The sequence below is a fragment of the Limisphaera sp. VF-2 genome, assembly GCF_049537125.1.
GTDB lineage: Bacteria > Verrucomicrobiota > Verrucomicrobiia > Limisphaerales > Limisphaeraceae > Limisphaera.
Genome location: NZ_JBMVQY010000001.1, coordinates 360,321 through 381,282 on the forward strand (window position 1 = coordinate 360,321; position 20,962 = coordinate 381,282).

Consider the following 20,962-nt stretch of genomic DNA (forward strand, 5'->3'; position numbering starts at 1 on the left):
TCCATGACCTCTCCCAAAGCTGACTTCCAGAAACAGGTCGGCGATCATCTCGCCTTCCTCTACGGTCCTTCCCGGGGCCCCCGGCTCATTCCCGCGCTCCTCGAGCTCCTGGAATCCTACCGCGCCACCGTGCCGCCCCGGCCATACCGGCCCCTCACCCAGCATGACAGCCTGTTGATCACCTATGCGGACCAGGTCCTCGACGACGGGCTTTCCCCACTGAGTGCCCTCGGAGCATTCCTCGACCAACACATCCGGGGGCTCGTCAGCGCGGTTCACCTTCTGCCCTTCTATCCCTGGACCTCGGACGACGGGTTTGCCGTGGTGGACTATCTGGCGGTCGACCCGCGATACGGGCGCTGGAGCGACGTGGAACGTCTGGGCGACCGGTTCGACCTCATGTTCGACCTGGTGTGCAACCACACCTCCACCCGGTGTGAGTGGTTCCAGCGGTTCCTGGAAGGCGATCCGGCCTATCAGGATTTCTACGTCACCGTGGAGGGCGAGCCCGACCTCACCGCCGTCATCCGGCCCCGTACCACCCCGCTGTTGACCCCGTTCTCCACGCCGACCGGCCTGCGCCGTGTCTGGACCACGTTCAGCGCCGACCAGGTGGATCTCAACTACCGGCAACCCGCCGTGCTTCTGCAGATGCTTCGCGTGCTCCTCGAATACGTCCGTCACGGCGCCCGGTTTTTGCGCCTGGACGCGGTCGCCTTCCTCTGGAAAGAACCCGGCACGTCCTGTCTCCACCTGCCCCAAACCCACCGGATCGTTCAACTCTTCCGCACGCTTTTGGCAGACCTGGCCCCGGATGTCCGTCTCGTCACCGAGACCAACGTTCCCCATGCCGAGAACGTTGCCTATTTTGGCAACGGCACCAATGAGGCCCATCTCGTTTACAATTTCGCGCTGCCCCCGTTGGTGCTCCACAGCTTTCGTACGGGCCAGGCCCGCGAGCTGACCGAGTGGGCTCGCCAACTCGTCACGCCGTCCCCGGAAACCGCCTTTCTCAACTACCTCGCCTCGCACGACGGCATCGGACTCAACCCCGCTCGGGGCATTCTGGCCCCCGCCGCGATCGACTCGCTGGTACGGTTGACCCGCGAGGCAGGGGGCTTTGTCTCGGAACGAGCCACGCCCGATGGATCCCGGGTCCCCTACGAGCTCAACATCAACTACCTGGATGCACTGAGTCCGCCGCCGGCCCGTGAACCCGACCCGGTCGCCGTCCGCAAGTTTGCCACGGCTCATGCCATTGTGTTGAGCCTGCCCGGGATGCCCGCACTGTACTTCCACTCGCTCTTCGGATCCCGGGGCGATCGTGAGGGAGCGCTGGCGTCCGGCATCCCGCGCCGCATCAACCGGCAAAAGCTGCAGCGCCGCACCCTCGAGCGGGAACTGGATCGCCCTGACTATCTGCCCGCGCGCGTGTACCAAACCCTGGCCCGGTGGCTCCGCCTGCGGAAAGCCTCGCCCGCATTCGCCCCGGCCGCGCCCTTCAAAATCCACGATCTGGACCCGCGCCTGTTTGTGATCGAACGGCTCGACCCCGACTCGGGCCACGCGGTACTTTGTCTCCACAACGTTTCTCCCCGGCCCGTGAGGTGTTCCCTGCCCACCTCCTGGCACCGGCTGCCAGTGACATGCTTCGATGGAACCGACGGACGCAGCCTCGGCCACCCCGCGGGTGCGACCGAACTGGCATTGGAGCCGTGGCAAAGCTGGTGGGGATTTCAAGAACCCGTCTGACTTTCGGCCTCTGCCGGGTCGGTGCCGGAAGTTCGCTGCGCGGTTCTTCGGCTCCACCACCACACCGGCAGCCCCGTGAGGATCAGGAGAACCGACGCCCCGGCCAGCAGCGGCTTGTATGTCACCGCACTGTAGATCAATGCCCCACAGACCACCGCAAACAGCCAGGGCGTCCAAGGATAACCCCAGGTTCGATAGGGTCGCTCGACCGTCGGTTCCTTCCTCCGCAACACCCACACGGCCAGCGTGGACCCCAGGTAGAACGTGTACACCGCCGCGGCCGTATACAACACGGTCTGCACAAAATCGCCCAGTACCAGAATCAGTCCCAACGCAAGCGCGCCCTGCACCAGGAGCGCCGCGGCGGGGGTGCCCCAGCGGGGATGCCACCGGCCGAGCCAACGAAAGACCCGGTAGTCGGACCCCAAGGCGTAGGAAATCCGCGCCCCCGTCAGCACCAGTCCGTTGACCGCGCCCAATGCCGAGATGCAAATCAACAAACTAACCAGCGCCGCCGCCTGCTCGGGCCAAACCGCCCGCACCACATCCACCGCCACCGCCTGCGAACCGGCCAGGCCCGAAAACCCCAGCGTGTACAAAAAAGCCGCATTCACGACGAGATACAGGCCGGTCACCGCCGCCATGCCCAGCACCATCGCGCGCACGATGTTACGCCGCGCATCTTTGACCTCGGCCGCCACGTAGGCCATTTCGTTCCAGCCCCCGTAGGTGAACAGGACGAAAATCAGCGCCAGCGTCCACGGAATGGGATCCACCGAAGCCGCCTGCTCCGCCGGGGACCCGGCCGGCCCGGCGGCCACCGCCGCTGCCGCCATTGCCAGCAATCCCAGGGCCTTCGCCAACGTCAACAGGTTCTGCGTCCATTTTCCGGCCCGGACCCCCAGCACATTGATCCATGTCAACGCCCCCACGGCCGCACAGGCATACACCTTCAGAGTCGTTTCCGCGCTCCATCCCCAGCCGGCGGTCCAGGCCCCGAAAAGCTCCCGTGCATACAGGGCAAACGCAAAGGCCATGACGGCGATGTCGCCCGGCCGGATCACCGTCAACTGTGCCCATCCGAACAGAAAGCCCGCCCACGATCCGTAGGCGCGGCTCAAATACACATAGTCACCCCCCTCCCGTGGGTAGGCCGCGGCCAGCTCCGCATAACACAGCGCCCCGCACAATGACAGCAGCCCGCCCAACAGCCACAGTCCCATCAGTCCCCACGGCCCACCCGCGCCCCGGGCAATTTCGGGCGCCATCTGGTAAATCCCCGCGCCGATGATGATCCCCACGATCAAACAGGTGGAATCCAGCAGGTTCAACACCGGTTTGGGCTGCGCAGGCGTGGACATGATCCCTCCAGGGCTCAATTACAAATGACCTCCGGTCCGGACGCAAACCGCGCGGGCCTTCCTCTCCGGAGCTCCGCGCCAGGCCAGGGGCGGGAAAGCTTGCCGACCAGGCTGCCCGAACCGGGACAGACGGGCGACTGCATCGCCGCCGGCCCGATCTCTTCCGGTCGTGGGGGTGCAGTGGAATTCTGCCCGGCCCGGAACCCCTGCGACCGCTCGAGGGTATCTTGCCTGTCGGTTGGGCAGCGCGTACCCCGCTCCGGTGGGTTCATCGCTTTTTCAGGCTCACGCTGATCCCGGAGGCATGCAGGTTGAGGAAGATCGTCTCCAGATTGGGATCCGACGTGATCGCCTGAATATAGCGGGGATCCGCCATGCCCGGCGTGATATTGTGCGCCACCACCAGACCGCCCGGCCGTACCAGCGGCAGGAGTTTCTTCAGGTAATCCACATAGCCCTCCTTGTCGGCGTCCAAAAACAAGAGGTCAATCGGTTCCTTGAGCTGCAGAACCGTCTGATGGGCGTCCCCCATGACGATGGTCACGCGGTTGGTCACCCCGGCGCGCCGGAAGTTTTCCCGCGCCCGGGCCGCGCGGCCCTCGTCGATTTCGAACGTCGTCAGTCGCCCATCGGTCCGCTCCAAAGCCAAACAAAACCAGAGGCCGGAGTAACCCACCGAGGTCCCGATTTCCACCACGTGCTTCGCACCGATGGACTCCGCCAGGACCCGCAGAATCCGACCGTCCTGCTCGGGCACAATCATTGTCCCCTGACGCTGGTTGCGCCCCACGTCCTCGATCACGGACAAGATCCGCTCCTCCGACTCGTCCTTCGGCAGGGTCTGCGCCACGAACGGTTCGCGCTCTGCCCGCCCCGGTCCCCGTCCCGGCTGGCCCACCACCGGAGTCGTGCTCCACACTGCCACCAGCATCGATGCCCACCAGCAAATGCAACTCGTTTTCATAGGACCGGGGCCATCATCCCCATCCCGCGGCCGCACGTCAAACGCAGATCCTGCAATCGACGTTTCCCCACACCATCTCCCTTCCCCCCTCCCGCACCTCGATCTTGCGGCCCCGGGGGCCAAGCCCGCCTTGACCGCACCGATGGACTCCCGCTTCGCTTGCCATCGCAGCCAGTGGTGCGGGGTGTCGCGCACCGATCTTGGCATTCCCCCGGGCGTTCCTATGCTGGGGCCCGCCATGCGCACCAAGTCGAACGGATCGGTCGCGAGGGACACAACTGCGCCCTCGGAACTCGGATATGCCATGCCGGCCGAATGGGAACGGCACGAGGCCACCTGGTTGGCCTGGCCTCACCTGGCTTCCGACTGGCCCGGCAAGCTCGACACCATCCGGTGGGTGTACACCGAAATCATCCGCAAACTGGTGCCGGGCGAGCGCGTCTATTTGCTGGTGCGTCATGCCGACGAGGAAGCACTCGCCCGCCGGTATCTCCAACAGGCCGGTTGCCCGCTCCAACGCGTGCGCTTCGTGCACCACCCCACCAACCGGAGCTGGACGCGCGATTCCGGTCCCATCTTCGTCCGCCGCCCCGAACCCCGCCCCCGGCACGCGATCCTGCAGTTCCATTTCAACGGCTGGGCAAAGTACCCGAACTGGCGCCATGACCGTCAGGTCCCGGTGGTGGCTGCGCGCCTCTTGCGCAAACCGCTCTTCCCCGTCATCCACAAAGGACGTCCCGTGGTACTCGAAGGCGGTGCCATCGAAGTCAACGGCCGGGGCACCCTGCTTACCACCGAGGAATGCCTGCTCGATCCCGAAGTCCAGGTCCGCAACCCCGGAATGACGAGGGCGGATTACGAGGCCGTGTTCCAATCCTACCTGGGCGTGCAACAAGTGCTCTGGCTCAAACGGGGGATCCAGGGCGACGACACTCACGGCCATGTGGATGACCTGGCCCGTTTCGTCAACCCGCACACCCTTGTCATGGTCCGCGAGCCGAATCCCCGCGATCCGAATCACCGGATCCTCGAAGAAAACTGGGACATCGCCAGGGGCTTTCGGCTCCCCGACGGCTCCCGCCCCGAGCTCATTGCCCTGCCCATGCCTGCGCCCCTGTTCTTCGAGGGACAGCGTCTCCCGGCCAGCTACGCCAACTTTTACATCGCCAACGCAGCCGTCCTGGTTCCCACCTTCAACGATCCCCAGGACCGCGTCGCCCTGGGCATTTTGAGCGAACTTTTTCCGGACCGTCCCGTCATCGGGATCCACGCGGCAGACCTGGTCCTCGGGCTCGGCACCTTGCACTGCCTCACTCAGCAACAGCCCGCTTGAGACCGGGACCGCGTCCCGCGACTGCCAAACTTACAAGGCCACCCGAGGCCGGGGCCCGACATGCGGCGGGCGATCCATCCCGTGACCCGACAGCCGGCCGGGGGGCCGGGCAACAGTCTCGAAAAAGCTGCGGCGCCGAACCGGGCCCCGGCCCTGGCACGCTCACGGGGCATCCGGTCTTGCGCAGCAAGGGGTCACGGGCGGGGGAACCGCGATGGCATCTTCGGGTTCCGCGGCCCGCACTTACTCCTGCCGCACGCGGTAGAATCGCTGGCTCGGCAGCGGACCCGGGTCTTCCAAACCCACCAGGCCCGGCTGCCCGCGCACCGCCGGCAGCGCCGTCCAGCTCGGCGCGTTCAAACGTTCCGCGTATTCCAATCCATAACGCCAGCGCGGCGAGCCTTGCACCCACAGCCGGAAACCCGTGTCCCCACGCCCATAGCGCACCAGCCGCGGCACCTGCACCGACTCCAACACATACACCGTGTGATATCCCCCCGCGGCCACCCAGGCCATCCGCTGGCCCGCGGGCAAATCACACTGGCTCCAGCGATTGTCCCCCCACGCCAGAACCTTTCCATCCGCGAGCAGTGCCACGCTGTGCTCCGCCCCCGCTGAAACCGCAACCGCGTTGGTTAAACCGGCGGGAAGCCCGAGCTGCCCCCGGCTGTTGTCCCCCCATGCCACCACCCGACCGTTCGCCAACACGGCCACACTGTGATAGTGGCCGGCAGCTATGCTGACGGCATTTGTCACGTGAATCGGCACGATCGCCTGCCCCACCCATTCGGCCCGCGCGTTGCGGTTGTTGCCCCAGGCGACCACCCTCCCGTTGCGCATCAGGGCCACACTGTGGGTGCCGCCGGCTGCGATGGACACGACACTGCTCAACCCCGGCGGAACGGCACACTGTCCAACGCCGTTATCGCCCCAGGCCACCACCCGCCCATCCTCCGTCAGCGCCAGGCTGTGCCACAAACCGGCAGCAACAGCCACCACATTGCTCAGACCGCCCGGAGGACGTGACTGGCCCACGTCGTTCGCGCCCCATCCAACCACGGTCCCGTCCCTGCGCAGTGCCAGAGAGTGGTAACCCCCCGCGGCGATCGCCACGACGTTGCTCAGCCCGGCCGGGACATCGCACTGGCCTTGCTGGTTGTATCCCCACGCAACCACCCTCCCGTCGGCCCGTAGCGCCAAACTGTGCCACAGTCCTGCTGCGATCGACCGCACCTCCACCGCCTCGGCCGGAAGGTTGGTTTGTCCCAGAGACCCGTCCCCCACAGCCCCGACGAGGATCAACCACAAATGCGCCGGAGCGCTGCGAGCCACGCCGTACGGGTTCAGGACCAAAGCCTCATAAACGCCGACGTCCGCGTCCGACACCGAAGTCACCACGTGCCTCGCCGCAGTGGCTCCGGCAATGGGACTTCCATTCCGCAACCATTGATACCACAAGGGTGGCGTACCCTCTGCAAGGACTTCCATGGTCACCGACCCGCCCCGCATAACCCCCTGGCTCCGCGGTCCGGCAAGGATCACCGGCGCCATGGGCCGCGCCACGAAGACCACGCGGTCCAGCCATCCCCGATCCTGTCCCCCGTTTACCGAACCGTCCTTCCTGTATTCCCATTGCAGCGTCTGATGGCCCGGCCCCAGTTCAAAAGACCGAGCTGTCCAGTCGATCTCGCCCGAGATGACCGCCCACTCTTGCCCGTTCACCAGAAACCGCAGCAGGTCAAAACCCGGTTCAGACGACACTTTCCACCAGAAACTCACGGTCCCCGGTCCCGCCACGGTCGTGAACACGCGCGAGAACTGGTTGGGGCCGATGACGCCACTGACTGCGGCGTCCACACCATCCTTGGTCACCCACAGCTGGCCGTACCACGCAGCGTTCCCATCCGTTTGCCACGTCAACCCGGTTGTATCCAACGCGTTCTCCAACGTCGTGGCCGCAACCACCGTGACGACAGCCTCTCGTGACCATGCGACCCCAAACCGGTTGGACACCATCACGCTGTACCGCCCCGAGTGGGAGAAGCTCGCCGGTTGCAACCGGTACTCACTGGTCGTCGCCCCCGCCAGCGCCGCGCCGTTCCGATGCCACTGATAGGACAAGGGAGCCAAACCCGTAGCCGTGACCTTCAAGGTCACATTCGTGCCTTCATAGAGCACCATGTCCGACGGCGCCGAGAGAATCCTCGGGGCCAGGTCCACATTCCCCACCACGAATTCCATGCGCAGGCCCGGCGCACTGAATTGATGCAAATAGAGTCCGGAGGCCGTCCCGTCCCACCACCGGGCGGCCGGTGCCGAGGTATCGGAAAACACATTCGCATAGCCCCACGAGGAATTCCCCAGGTACCAGAGGTCATAGCGGTCGCCGGAGTTCACATCGTAGTGCAGGTCCCATCGGTTGTCCGCCTGCACCAAAGTAACCTCGAAGTTTTCATGCCTTGTGTTGGGCACCCGACTCTGGTTGTCTCGATCTCCCAGCTCGTCAATGTGCCAAATCGCAATGCCCGATCCGGGAAGCCCTGCATCTCGATTCGTTTGATAACGGCACTCCATCAGAAAATACTCCGTGCTCACTCCCGGTTTCCGGTAGCGGTAGAAATGGTTGAAACCGCTGCCCGGCACGGCGGTCAACGTGCCGAGCATGGCAGAACTCTGCGTCAAATCCGTCACCGTCGCCCAGCCTGCCGCCACCTTCAAATAGGCGCTCACCTGAACCGGATTCTTTCCCCCCTGCGCGTGGCTTCCATAGCCCATCAGGCAGAACATGCCTGCGCCGCCTCGCGAGTCCTGGTCATAGTCATACAGGTCGGGGAATCCGCAGAGCAGGTGGCCCGTTTCGTGCACGAATGTCCCCAATTCAAGTTCCCACCCCATGTCCGTGATCTGGTATCGGTAAATCTTTTTGCCGCCGGGGGAGAGCTCCTGGGCACCCACCCTGTACAGGGCCCAGGCATGCGGCCAGAGCCCCTGGCTCCACACGCCACTGTTTCCGCCGGCATAAAAGACGTTACAGGCGACCACTCGGTTTTGGCTGTCCACTGTCAGTCCCTGGAACCGCGGCAAAATCTGCGTGTAATAATTCGGCAACGCTTTCAACGCGGCGATGGCGTCCCGAATCAGCTCGTTCGCCTGTTCCCCGTCGTCCTTGGTTGGATCGTCATAGTAGCTCTTGGGTCGTGGGACACGGACATACACCGTCACCACGTTGGAATACGTCAGCCTTCCATTGGACACATCGCGGAAGTACTGCTTGACGGATCCGTTGTTGCCGTAACGCGTGTACTGATCTGCGTTCAGGAAAGCTTCAATCTCGGACGGGGGAATCGTTCCCGGTTCATCGGGGAAATCGACCAGCAAGCAAAGCCCCACGAAGGTGCCCACCGTGGGTGAAGTCGGGGGCTCATACTCGCCTTGCGCGGTCTCTCGAGCACGGTGCAGGGATCTCAACTGCTCCCAGCGGGTTTGGATCTCCATCCCTTCTTCCCAAAGACGCCGCCGCTCCCGAATCTGGGCGCGAACCGACTCCATGGCGGGCCTCAGGCCGGGTACCAAACCCAGGCTCTCCGGCGCCACGAGATGCACCGGGGCTCCCGTCGAGTCGAGGGTCCCCTGTGGCGACAATCTGGCGTAGCAGTATGCCCGCAAGCGGGGATCGAACACCACGGTGTATCCGTCCGGCGTTTCGAAATGGGCATAAAACTCGTCACCCTCGCCCAACAGTCGGATCAGAGTGCCATCCGGCTGGCGGAACTGAAACTCACCCGCAAAGGGCGCACCGACCACCCGCATCAAACCCGCCACGACAAAAGCCAGCCCAGCCACGTGGGTTCGCCCGAGGAATCGAGGTAATCCAGCCATGGGAGAGTCCGTGAAGGTTCCTTTCGACAGCACCACCTAAAGCCGTGCCCCGCTTGTAGGGAGTCTGCAACCCCAAGTCAAGAGGAAATCGGACCCCCGAACTTCTATGGTTTGGGCGTGAGTCTTGCCCGCCACCGCGCTCCGCTAGTTGAGGCGCAGCAACCCGGGTTGGACATTCCCCAAAGACCCTACGGAATTTTTCCGGTGATTCTTGCCTCGATGCAGCGCCCGAACAGCCCACTCTGCCCTTCGCCGCACCGCACCCGACGTATGAACCTCAGGCTTACTCCTGCCGCACGCGGTAGAATCGCTGGCTCGGCAGCGGACCCGGGTCCTCCAAACCCACCAGGCCCGGCTGCCCGCGCACCGCCGGCAGCGCCGTCCAGCTCGGCGCGTTCAAACGTTCCGCGTATTCCAATCCATAACGCCAGCGCGGCGAGCCTTGCACCCACAGCCGGAAACCCGTGTCCGCACGCCCATAGCGCACCAGCCGCGGCACCTGCACCGACTCCAACACATACACCGTGTGATATCCCCCCGCGGCCACCCAGGCCATCCGCTGGCCCGCGGGCAAATCACACTGGCCGCGCCAATTGTTTCCCAATGCAATCGCCGACCCGTCCCGCAGCAGAATCACACTATGTTCCACTCCCGCCGAAGCCGCGGCGGCACCTCTCAAATCGGAGGGAAAGGCGAGCTGGCCCTGCGAATTGTCCCCCCAGCCCACGACGCGGCCATCTGCGCGAACCGCCAGACTGTGATACGCACCGGCCGCCACCGTGACGACATCAGACAGGCCCGCAGGCACGGTGGCCTGTCCCACCCACTGACCGAATGCGTTGCGATTGTCGCCCCAGGCCACCACCCGTCCCTGGCGCGTCAGGGCCAGGCTGTGTCGCGCTCCCGCCGCTATCGCCACCACGTCCCGGAGCCCCGTCGGGATGTGCAGCTGTCCCCCACTTCCATCGCCCCATGCGACCACCCGCCCTTCCTCGGTCAACGCCAAACTGTGCCAGTGCCCGGCCGCCACGGCGACCACCCCGCGCAAGCCCGATGGGGGGCTGGCCTGACCGGACCCGTTGGCGCCCCAACCCACCACCGTTCCATCCGCAAGCACGGCCAGACTGTGATACCCCCCTGCGGCGACCGCGACCGCGTTCGTTATTCCGGAGGGCACCTCACACTGTCCGTGATGGTTGTAACCCCACGCGACCACCCGACCGTCGGCACGCAACGCCACCGAGTGCCACAAGCCGGCCGCCACGGCGACCACCTCCGTCGCGCCCGCCGGAAGACTCCGTTGTCCCAGGGAATGATCCCCCGTGGTCCCTGTCAGGGTTACCGTCACGGCTGCAGGTGTCGTGAGGGCCGTTCCATACCGGTTGCTGACCACCACGGTGTATCTGCCGGCCTCGCGCTCGCTCATCTCCGCAAACGCCAGAACAGAGGCGGTTGCGCCGGCAATGGGGCCGCCTTCACGGAACCACTGATAGTGCAGCGGCGGCGTTCCCTCTGCGACCACGGTGAGCGTCACCGGAAAACCACGTACAACTCCCTGATCCGCGGGTTGGGACCGAATCACCGGGGGCATCGGCCGCTCCACAAAGGTGACCCTGTCCACCCACCCCCGATCCTCACCTGCTCGCCCGGTCCCGTCCTTGCGGTAGATCCACTCCACCGTTTGCCAGCCCGGCGGAAGTTCCAGGGACACCCGGCTCCAGTCCACCTCCCCGGAAAGCACCCCTTGCGGCGTGCCATTCCACAGGAATTGCAACTGATCCCGTCCCGGTTCCGAGGACACTCGCCACCAAAACGTCAGCGTCCCCGGACCCGCCAACACCGTCCAGAGGCGGGAGACCTCGCCGTCTCTCAGAAACCCGCTGGCTGCCGCGTCGTCGCCGTCACTTGTGGTCCAATGCTGTCCGTACCAGCCAAACGCACCGTCCGTTTGCCAGTCCAGCTCCTCCGCATCGAGCGCCGCCGCCAGACTCATCGCGGGTAACACCACCAGTTCCGCGTCCGGACTGGTCACGCCGCCAAACCGATTGCTGATCGCGACACTGTACAAGCCCGCGTCTTCCATGCGCACCGGATCGAGCACCAACCGGCTGGTGGTCGCACCGGCAACAGGCTGGCCGTCTTTGCGCCAAAGATAACTCAGAGGCTCGATGCCCTCCGCTTGAACACGAAACGCCACGTTGGTCCCCTCCCGAACCACTTGCGGTTGCGGGGCAACAACCACTCGCGGTGCCAGCTGGGGATTCCCCACCACAAATTCCATGGTCGGTGCCGGCTGACCAAAGTGCTGCAGGAGCAACCCGCTGGACGTCCCGTCCCACCACCGCGCCGCGGGAGCGGAGCCGTCCGAAAAAACGTTTCGATACCCGGAGGCGGGATTGCCGGCATAATACAAGTCTTCGCGGTCTCCCGCGTTCACGTTGCGATGGAGATCCCAGCGGTTGTCGGCCTGGATCAATGTTACCTCGAAATTCTGATGGCGGGTGTTGGGATCGCGGCGCTGGTCGTCCCGGTTCCCCAGTTCGTCGATGTGCCAGATGGCCACCCCGGATGCCGGCAACCGGGCATCTCGATTCGTCTGGAACCGTGCTTCGATCAAAAAGTATTCCGTCGACGAACCCGGCTTGCGGTACCGGTAAAAGTGATTGAATCCCGGCCCGGGGGTGGCCGTCACCGTGGCCAACAGGGCCGAAGTCCGCGTCAAGTCGGTGACCGTGGCCCAACCCGCCGCACGCTTCAGATAGGCGCATACCTGAACGGGATTCGGCCCAAAGGACCCGTAGCCCATCAAACAGAAAACTCCGGCGCCGCCTTTCGAGTCGTAGTCGTAGTCATAGAGATCCGGAAAACCGCACAGCAGGTGCCCGTTCTCATGGACAAACGTTCCCAACTCGAGCTGCTGACCGATGTTGCTGATCTGGTATCGCCAAATCTTTTTGCCGCCCGGCCAAAGTTCCTGGGCTCCCACCCTCACCAGCGTCCACGCATGGGGCCACAAGCCCATGGACCAAACCCCGCCGTTGTCGCCGGCATAAAACACGTTGCACGCCACCACCCGATTCTGATTGTCCACCGTCAAGCCCTGCAACATGGGCAGGACCTCCGTTTGAAAATTGGGAAGGCTCCTCAACGCCGCCACTGCGTCACGAATCAACTCGTTCGCCTGTTCGCCGCTGTCCTTCGTGACGTCATTGTAATAACTCTTGGGCTGCGGCACCCGAACGTACACCGTCACCACGTTCGAATAAATGAGGAGACCGTTGGATACCTCCTGGAAATATTTCTTGACCGAACCGTTGTTCCCGTAGCCGGAGTACTGGTCGGCATTGCAGAACGCCTCGATCTCGGAACGCGGCACGGTGGCGGGCTCGTCCGGAAAATCGATCAACAGGCAGAGACCCACTTTCACACCCAGCGTGGGCGCGGTGGGCGGCGCATCCTCGGGCCCGCCTGCCTCAGCTGCCCGTTGCAGGGCTTTGAGAGTTTCCCAGCGCACGTCGATCTCCATGGCTTCCTCCCAGCGCCGCCGCCGTTCCTGCGCTTCGGTACGAATGACGGCGGCGTCGGGCCGCAAGCCGGGTTCCAATCCCAATTCGGCGGGCCGCGCCAGGTGCACCGGAATTCCCGTGGACACCAGGCGGCCCTCGGGGGACACGCGGGCGTAACAGTAGGCCCGCAGGGCGGGATCGAAAGTCACGGTGTAGCCGTCCGGCGTCTCGAAGTGCGCATAAAACTCGTCGCCTTCCCCCCGCACGACAATGAGAGTGCCGTCCGGCTGCCGGAATTCAAAGGTGCCCTTGAACGGTGCAGCGCCCAAAGAACAGGCCAGCAGCAGACACCACGGCCACCGTCCCCCCTGGCCGAGCAACCACCTCCCTGGCAAAGGCAGGCCGGGAAACCACCGGCACCGAGTCTTGCGGCGTTCAACGCTGTGCATGGAGCATCACGGTCAATTAATCCCGCCTTTCTGGCGGCATCAAGTCCTTTCCCAGCATCGCAAGCCGAGGGCCGCGCGTCCGGTTGTGAGCCCCGACTCCAGAAGTCCCAACGAAATGCCGCCCTGCCTCGGCTTACCCATGCCGAAGACGCCCGAAGCACCACCGAGCCTCCGGCTGGTCCCAGACCTGTGAATGACCCGCGAGCCACTCGGGCGGATCCGGGCGCTTCGGTACGGCGCGCCTGCGCCGCGCCCGGCAATACCTTTTCAAAGCCGTGCCGCAATCGACACCGGTTCTCACCTCGACCGCGTCTGCGCAGCCTGTAACCGCGCACACGATCCCGGGGCCGGTCCAATCGCAAGCGGCCGCGACCCGCTTTGGCTCCTCCATCTCCAGCTGACTGCGGAAATCCCGCGACGAGTCCAAGCTGAACTTTCCCCAAAGCGACCTGATGCACCCGGCACCATGGGCACCCCTCCCGGAAGGCGGCGGACATCCGCGGGAGCCGCGGATGACACTCCACCCCGACGAAGAACCACCCGGTCGGCTCACCCGCAGGGCACCGCCGCACGCCTGCCGCCGACGATCAAGGCCTTTCTACCTCGAGGGTGATGGAAAAGGGCCCGGCTCCTGACCCCGCCACGGCATGAACGGGGAGAGGCACTTTGCCAATGGGTTCGAACGACTCGCCGGGTCGCCGGGAGCCGGCGTGGCCGTGAGGCGACCGGGCCGAGTGGACGCAGGGGCGCGCCTGAGGCATGCTCGCGCCATGCATCCGGAAGACATCCAAGTGATTGGGACAGAACTCGCCATCCGCTGGTCAGATGGCACCGAGACTTTCATTTCGTTGGAAAAACTGCGGAGGGCCTGTCCCTGTGCCGGCTGTCAGGGGGAACGCGATGTCCTGGGCCGGCTGCATCGCGCCCCGGCGGCCCCGCTGGGACCGGCCTCTTTTCAGCTCATTCGGATCCAACCCGTGGGCGCGTACGGACTCCAGCCCCTCTGGGCCGATGGCCATCATACGGGCATTTACAGCTTCGAATACCTGCGTCGGCTCGGCGACATATGAGCCGGGGCCCCGGCAAAACGCGCCAGAGCACAATATGATCCCCCCTCGAACTGGGGCTCCATCCGAGCCTCACCCGTTCGGGTTCAGGGGTTGAAACGAACCCGATAGAACTTCCGGGGCCCCTCCTGCGCTGACGGTTGGTAACTCATCTTCCATCCTGTGGCCCGCTGCGTGAAAACGGGCGTCCACGGGCCCCCTAGATTCACGGCCTCCTCGAGGATGTATTCCAGTCCCGGGATGCTGGGCCAGAGTAGCAGCAGCGCATCGCCACGCCCTCGTGGGAGCACAGTCATTCGCGTATGACTTGTGGGATCTGTGGGATCCGTGCCGGTCTCATATTCTGACCGGTTGAGAACTCCGTCCCCGTCGGCATCGGCATCCGCAGCCCCCAGGATCCCCGCAATCGATCCAAAATACCGAAGACGCCACCAGTCAGGGATACCGTCTCCCCAAGACGAGCCGCTGCGATCTCGGAGAGCAACCACGCCGTTGCGCGCCCGGGTGGAGAATGGCGCCAACCCGTTGGGCGACCCCGAGCTGTGCAACATCTGGATGACATAAGCGGCGTTGCCACTGGCCGATGCCGGGATTCGCAAGCGCAACCAGCCCACGATCGCGTTCGTGCCCACGATTCCCGTCCCGTCGTTGCGCAACCACGCTGCAGCATAGGTGTCCCCTCGAGAGGAATCCACCAAAGTCGGCGCTCCCAATAACACGGAAGGCTCGAACCGTACCGGTTCCTCCAGCCACGGAGAGCCATCCGCCGGCACGACGCGCAAGGTGATGGCCAGGACACGCAGCGGATGCGGCCCAAAAACACTGGCGACCACGGGGACCTCCACCAACGCTCCTGCCTGACCGATCACTTCCCGACCTTCGATCACCACCGCCGGTGGCTCCCCGCTCAGGCTGCTGTCCTCGAGTCCCAAATCCCATGGGCCCAACCACGGGTCCAAGCGTCCCCGGAAGTTGTTTGTCGCCACGACCGCCACCTGCCCGTTCGTGGTCCAGAGTCGCTTGAACCACGCCAAGGACGGGTCCAGAGAGCGTCGGAACGTCACAAAGAGGTCACAGACGTCGAGCTGCCCGTCGCCAAAAGCGATCCGATTGATATCCGTATCGTTCCCGTCAAACAGCGATTCCCGCACGATGGGCTGCGATCCATCCCCCACCTTGACCAACAGATTCGTGTCCCATGACGCGTTGGTGAAAACTCCGCAACACGAATCCATCGCATCAAACAGATCACTCCCCGCGGGCGGTGCGTTGAATCCATAGGCAATCACCTGGAATACCTGCATGACATCAGCATTTGCCAACCATCCCTTGCCGAAGTCGCCCGCGTTGAACCACCGGAAAGGATACACGTCACCCACGATGTAGCCCGGCTGACCCACGGTCAACACCTTGACCCCGTTCAACGGGCCCTTCCCCAAAACGCCGTAGGCGGGCGCTTCGATGTAAACATCAGACCCGGGCGCTCCAATACCGTCAGATGTTGCCGTGGGCCGATCCACCTGAATCACATAGGTCTGCCCTGGCTTTGCGTTGCTCGGAACCCGAATGCCGTAGGCACCGACCAGAACCCTTCCGTCCGACTTCACCAGCAGCGTATCATGCGCCATGGAATAGCTGATCAGATCCTGCGCGGTGGTATTGTACAGGTTCGTGCCGAATTGCCACCGCCTCTCGAGCCATCCAACGCCCAAAAGGTTCATCGCGGAGTTCGTAAACACAAGCTCCATGAACCAGCCGTTGTTATACGCGACGACGCGATTTGTGATCACGTCCGGCACTCCATTTGTATTCCTGGCCACGTACATGAGCGGCGGGATCCGCTCGAAGGCGCCCGCAACTCCCTCTCGCGGCTTCACCAAAAGGGATTCGAACGTAAAGCCGTTCCGCGGAATGGGCGGTCCGGGAAGTGGACCGGCATTGGTCGCCATCAGGGAAAACTGCAAACTATAGATGCTCGTATCCGGCAACACGGTCATGGTCACTGGCGCATAGAACAGCTGCCCCGGAGCCGCAATAAACTCCGTGGCACCCACACCTCGCTCGAATCCAAAGCCAATTCGATTGACGACGAGATTCGTTGGGCTGAGAAGCTTGCTCACCACGGCGCTGGGCTGATAATTCGTTTTGTACGCCCGCAGCCTCAGCATCGTGTTGCTGCTGATGAACAGCCGCAGGGACCATCCCTCGCGAGGATCACCCACCAGCCCTGCATCCACGGCCCGCAGATTTTCTGGCCCGGGATCCGATCCGTCGAGCGTGTAGAACAATCTTGCCCACGCCGTTGCCACGCGTACCCGCAAATCCGCGGGATTGTCCCCCTCCACGACCGGGTTCGCAGTCACGAACTGCAGGACGGCGCCCACAATTTGACTGTCCGGACTTCCATCTGTTTTCTTGCTGACAGCTTTCACTGCAACGACCGGCTGCACCGGCACTACCGCGAATCGGGCCACATCGACCGGGTCCAAGCCATCTCGATATCCCGCGGGGGCTGTTGCGGATTCGTCGGTGGGGTTGGCCACCTGAGCCAGGTCCAACGTGTTTGAATAGGTGTAGAACGTTTGCGCGCCGGCCTCGCCTACAATCACAATCGGCACGTCATTGTTGAAGACAAACGACTGGCCCGCGCGAAATACCGACGTGTATGGAGGGCTCGCCGTCGATGGAAATTCCACATAGCCGATACGAGGATCCTGTACCGGAGGTCTCGGTATGCTCACCCTCACCTCGGCCGATGGGAGACTTTCGCCTCCGTCGTTGAGGGCAGTGACGACGTAGTAATAGGTCGTGCCCGGCAGCACGCCAGCATCCCGGAATGGCGGCGACACAACTTCTGAAAGCACGCTGTAAGGGCCTCCCGCAGTAGTGGATCGCTTCACCCGATAGCGCACTGCGCCTCGTACGGGCCTCCAGTCGACCGTTACTCCGTCAACAGTGGCTTCTGCCACAACCTCCTGCGGCGCGGCTGGCGGCCACGGGGGTGGAGGGGGTAGACCTGCACTGCTGACCTGCCGCAAAATATGATAATACGTTTCGGTTACAAACAGCGTTCCGTCACGCGCAAACGTAATCCCGTGGGGATCACGCGCCTCCGCATAATTGGCACACATGTCACAAGCATGGATCGTCACGCAGCCAACGCCATCATACCACCCTGGGAAGACGCCCGCCGTCGGATTATAAGGCCCCACCCAGAGATTCGAGCACACCCCGTACAGGTTGTACACCGCGCCAGCCGGATCTACGACCTTCACCCGATGATTTCCACGGTCGGTAACCACCACGGCATTGTTCCCTGCTGCCACAATGCCCTCAGGGCACCGAAACTGGGCGTAAGCGGCCGCCCCGAAGCGATCGCCAGGGCCGTTGAAGCCGGTCAACGGCATCACACTGCCGTTCGTCGGATTGACCAGCCAGATGCCATGCAGACCCGCATCGCAAACCGCCAGCATCCCATCCGGTCGCATTGTCAAACCTCGAAGCTGGGCGCCCGGCGCGCTCACGGTTGCCACCAGCCTCGAACCTTCATTCCGCAGACCGATCCACAGGATTTGCCTGTCTCCGACCACAACGTAAGCTCCTCCCCTGCGATCCAATGCCAGACTTTGCGGATGCATCAGATTTGTGGCCACGATCCACGAAGCGCCGGCGGGGTGTCCGTGGGCGTCCACCCGCAGAAGCCAGCCCCTGCCCGACTCACCGCGATTCAGAACGTAAACGACGCCCTCCCCGTCAACCGCGACTCCAATCGGGCCTCGAATCCATGTCGGTCCCACCACATCGTTCGGCAGGAAGGTGTAAACCCAGCCTTCCTCCAGCACCCGCACTGCATGGTTTCCTTCGTCCGCCACGTAAAGCCGACCCCCTGCCGCTCCACTTTCGGCCCAGGCCAGGGCCACCGGTCGATGGAACTGCGCGTCCGTGGTGGCGCGTCCGTCGGCATATCCATGGGGTGTCCAGGTGCCCTGCTTTGGCCCGCCGCTTACGGTGTGCACTTCCGGCAAGGCCCATCCCCGCATACACATCGCCCCAAACAGCCCGCAAACGGTCATTGTAGCCCAGAACGAGCTCGCAGGCTGGGGACGCCTCTGCACAGTTCCGGATCGCATGCGCTTCATACACGAAATCCTTTGGTCCTTCGTTGAGTGCTGCACAGCTGCGCCTTGTGTTGCGCAACCGGGCCTAGGGAGTAACCCTGCCTCCGCTTCGCTCCGGACGCTTGCTCCACCGCAGTGGCTCGCCGCTGTCCCAAGCCGACCAATCATCCTCCAGGGCCTCGCCCGCCGGTGGACGCGTCGACAGAAAATCTGTGGGCGTTTCCTGGTAATCCTTGTCCTCGACAATCGTAGGCGTGATGAAGATCAGGAGATTCATTTTGTCGCGATCCTTCGAGCGGCTGCGAAACGCCGCGCCCAACAGCGGCAGATCCCCCAGGACCGGCACCTTCGTGCTTCCAGAAGAGATCTGATCCTGCAGCAGCCCCCCCAGGACGAGAGTATGTCCGCTGGGAATCAGCACCCGCGTCTCCATTTCCCGCTTGAAGAACGAGTCCACCTCATTTTCCACCCCACCCACTTTTGTGGTGTACCTGGGGCCGAGTCGAAGAATGCTCGGCCGAACCTTGAGGTTGACGACGTTGTTGGCAGAAATGCTCGGCGTGACTTCCAGGCGGAGGGTGAGGTTACTGTACGTCACCTGGGAGCCCCCGGCTGTCTGCACCGTCCCCGGAGTCACATTCACAATGGGATACATCTGACCGACTTCAATGAACGTCGGTTCGTTGTCCAGGGTGACCGTTCTGGGAGCCGAAAGCACCCGGGACTCTGCATGCGAGTTCAGAAAGGAAAGAACAGCGCTGACTCCGTCCGCGCTCAGAAAACCAATGTTGGGAGTCAGACCCCGGAAGGTGTTGAGCGACAGGCCGCCGCCTGCCAGGGGATCGAAAACGGTCTGCATTTCGGTTTGCTCACTGTAACGCGACTGGGAGGTGATCGTCCGTCCACCCGGCAGGGTCGTGGTGGTGGTTTGTCCAGGTATGGTTGTCGTGGATCGTGCAATCGTGGTACCGTTCCCAAAAACAACCCGCTGGCCTCCCAAGGTGCCCGACCAGTCGATGCCCTTAATGGACTTCGGTGACACTGACACCTCCAGTAATCTCCCCTCAATCAGCACCTGCTTGCTCTGTGCATCGAGTCGGGCCACGATGTCTTCGATCGCACGGTGCTCCTGTTCCGTGGCTGCTACAATGAGTTGTCGCGTGCGAACGTCGGGGATCACCTTGCTGCGGCGATCCATAAGTACGCCCTGGATGGCAAGCGCCACGTTGGTGGGACTTGCATATTTCAGCTGGATGATCTGAGTCACCAACGGTTCAGGGGCCGAAGGATCTTTCACCGTAATGCGGCCAATCCCGGTCTTGGGATCCTGAACCAGTTGGAGGTCATAATTGTTCAACAATGCCTCGAGGGCCTGCTGGGCGGTGACGTTCTCCCACCGAATGGAAACCGTCGGCATGGGGACCACTTTGCCATCCGGGCCCGGCGCGCCATAGGCCACTTTGGGGTCGATCAGGTAATTGATCCCCGCCTGACGTGCCAGGTTCCGAATCGCGTCGGTCAACGGGAGGTCGTCCATCACGATCAGTGGAATGACTTCCGCCGCCCGGCCGGATTTGGTTGCGGACGCCGCCGCCGGCGTGGCCGTCTCCCCGGCCGGAGCGGCATTCGCTGAAGTCGTGGCCCCGGAGGCCGCTGTCTCGGCTTGTTCGTTGGTGTCTTGTGCACGGACAGAGGCGACGCCCAGGGTGAAGGCCAGCGCCAGCGCCCATGTCGTGCGGCGATTCCACGATTTCGTTTTCATACGTTGGCTTGCTCTGCGATCTCTCCCGCCCCCTTCCGGAGGCGCGGGCATCCTGTCAGGTCGATTGCAACTCCGTTCACTTGACTGCGTATGAAACCTGCCTCTTGCATCGGTTCTAAAGGCGTGTCCCATTCCATGGGATTCCTGTCTCACGCCTCCTGCGGCCGTTGGCAGCAATTTGCAGGCCACATGAAAGCGACACGGGCTTCCACCTTCCCCTTTGCCCCTTCCGTGAGGGTGCGAACAGCCGCCGACCGTCCTGCGGGAGCCTTTGCATCCTCAGAAACCCTCTCTGAGACGCAGTTCTTGTTGCACACCATTGACCTCGATGACGACCGTGTCGTCCCGAATTTGGACGCAACGGACGCGCACCTCCCCGCCGGCCGCAGGCAGACTGGTCTCCTCCCCTTCGGCCAGGATGAGGGTACGAGGGCGATCCCCGCTGGTACGGAGCGTGGCCAGGCGCTGCTGGGGCGTGCCGGCCAGGCCTCGCAGTGTCCACTGGATCCGGGCCACGGGAGTTACATTCGTGCTGCCGGTCCGACCGGCGAACAGCCGCTGGGACCGTGGAAAGAACGGGTCCCGGCCCTGGGACGGATCACCGGGAATCTCGAAGACAGACCTGGGAATGATCGGTGCCGGGACCGCCGGGGTGGGACTGCCACTCGAGGCTTCGGCCGCCCTTCCAGCCGCACCGCAGCTCAGCACCGCAAGGAGCATCACCAGTCCCTGCCAACGGCGTTGTTTCGACGCACGCACCATGGCCATCCT

At 63.6% G+C, this 20,962-nt stretch carries 10 protein-coding genes; 3 read left to right on the forward strand and 7 right to left on the reverse strand.

The features are described 5' to 3' along the window. Nucleotides 1–3: 3 nt before the first annotated feature. On the forward strand, nucleotides 4–1,752 hold the full coding sequence (locus ACPDIT_RS01215) for a sugar phosphorylase (RefSeq protein WP_423440826.1): 1,749 nt from the start codon (nucleotides 4–6) through the stop codon (nucleotides 1,750–1,752). Here ACPDIT_RS01215 and ACPDIT_RS01220 read toward each other — a convergent pair. Both ACPDIT_RS01220 and ACPDIT_RS01225 read right to left on the reverse strand, forming a co-directional pair. Beyond that, complete coding sequence (locus ACPDIT_RS01220; RefSeq protein WP_423440827.1) at nucleotides 1,737–3,113, reverse strand: APC family permease; 1,377 nt, start codon at nucleotides 3,111–3,113, stop codon at nucleotides 1,737–1,739. The genes ACPDIT_RS01215 and ACPDIT_RS01220 overlap by 16 nt on opposite strands. 268 nt (nucleotides 3,114–3,381) lie before the next feature. After that, nucleotides 3,382–4,077: an O-methyltransferase gene (locus ACPDIT_RS01225; RefSeq protein ID WP_423440829.1), complete on the reverse strand. Its 696-nt coding sequence runs from the start codon at nucleotides 4,075–4,077 to the stop codon at nucleotides 3,382–3,384. A gap of 304 nt (nucleotides 4,078–4,381) precedes the next feature. On the opposite strand from ACPDIT_RS01225, the gene ACPDIT_RS01230 reads away from it, so the two are divergent. Next, nucleotides 4,382–5,410, forward strand: a complete 1,029-nt coding sequence (locus ACPDIT_RS01230) for an agmatine deiminase family protein (protein ID WP_423440831.1) — start codon at nucleotides 4,382–4,384, stop codon at nucleotides 5,408–5,410. Nucleotides 5,411–5,653: 243 nt separating this feature from the next. On the opposite strand, the gene ACPDIT_RS01235 is transcribed toward ACPDIT_RS01230, so the two are convergent. Both ACPDIT_RS01235 and ACPDIT_RS01240 read right to left on the reverse strand, forming a co-directional pair. Further along, entirely contained in the window at nucleotides 5,654–9,289 is a 3,636-nt protein-coding gene (locus ACPDIT_RS01235; protein WP_423440833.1) for a M6 family metalloprotease domain-containing protein, read from the reverse strand. A gap of 283 nt (nucleotides 9,290–9,572) precedes the next feature. After that, nucleotides 9,573–13,124 (reverse strand): M6 family metalloprotease domain-containing protein, encoded by a 3,552-nt coding sequence (locus ACPDIT_RS01240; protein ID WP_423440835.1) that lies wholly within the window; start codon nucleotides 13,122–13,124, stop codon nucleotides 9,573–9,575. 890 nt (nucleotides 13,125–14,014) lie between these two features. Between ACPDIT_RS01240 and ACPDIT_RS01245 the strand changes: the two genes are divergently transcribed. Further along, on the forward strand, nucleotides 14,015–14,314 hold the full coding sequence (locus ACPDIT_RS01245) for a gamma-butyrobetaine hydroxylase-like domain-containing protein (RefSeq protein ID WP_423440837.1): 300 nt from the start codon (nucleotides 14,015–14,017) through the stop codon (nucleotides 14,312–14,314). A gap of 83 nt (nucleotides 14,315–14,397) precedes the next feature. Here ACPDIT_RS01245 and ACPDIT_RS01250 read toward each other — a convergent pair whose 3' ends face one another. The 3 genes from ACPDIT_RS01250 to ACPDIT_RS01260 form a co-directional block, all read right to left on the reverse strand. Next, nucleotides 14,398–18,351, reverse strand: coding sequence for a hypothetical protein (locus ACPDIT_RS01250; RefSeq protein ID WP_423440838.1), 3,954 nt, complete (start codon nucleotides 18,349–18,351; stop codon nucleotides 14,398–14,400). Nucleotides 18,352–18,514: 163 nt separating this feature from the next. Further along, complete coding sequence (locus tag ACPDIT_RS01255) at nucleotides 18,515–20,191, reverse strand: secretin N-terminal domain-containing protein (protein WP_423440840.1); 1,677 nt, start codon at nucleotides 20,189–20,191, stop codon at nucleotides 18,515–18,517. Between the two features lie 279 nt (nucleotides 20,192–20,470). Continuing rightward, nucleotides 20,471–20,953 carry a hypothetical protein gene (locus tag ACPDIT_RS01260; protein WP_423440841.1) on the reverse strand — a complete coding sequence of 161 codons (483 nt, stop codon included), beginning with the start codon at nucleotides 20,951–20,953 and terminating at the stop codon, nucleotides 20,471–20,473. Nucleotides 20,954–20,962 lie beyond the last annotated feature (9 nt).